Raw genomic sequence first — 278 nt, 5'->3', positions numbered from 1 at the left:
CCTGGGCACGGTGCAGGTGGTGTTGGAGGCCGATGCCCCGCGGGTGGAGTGCCGCGAGCACGGGCCGACGGTGGCGGCGGTGCCGTGGGCCCGGCACGGTGCGGGGCACACGTACGAGTTCGATGAGCAGGTGGCGTGGCTGGTCACGCAGACCTCCAAGAGCGCGGTCACCGAGTTGATGCGGATCGCGTGGCGCACGGTGGGGTCGATCATCGCCCGGGTCTGGGCCGACACCGAGCGGCTGCATGATCGGTTCGCCGGGTTGAGGCGGATCGGGA

General features: G+C 71.6%; 1 protein-coding gene. It reads left to right on the top strand.

What is annotated here, in order from left to right; all coding sequences use genetic code 11:
• Window positions 1–278 (top strand): transposase family protein (locus tag N864_RS23265; protein ID WP_162164577.1); only part of this gene is annotated, 278 nt, incomplete at both ends.

Origin of the sequence: Intrasporangium chromatireducens Q5-1, from assembly GCF_000576575.1 — a bacterium.
Taxonomy (GTDB): domain Bacteria; phylum Actinomycetota; class Actinomycetes; order Actinomycetales; family Dermatophilaceae; genus Intrasporangium_A; species Intrasporangium_A chromatireducens.
The sequence above is the reverse complement of the archived record's forward strand: the minus strand, read 5'-3'. Positions and strand labels throughout refer to the sequence as shown.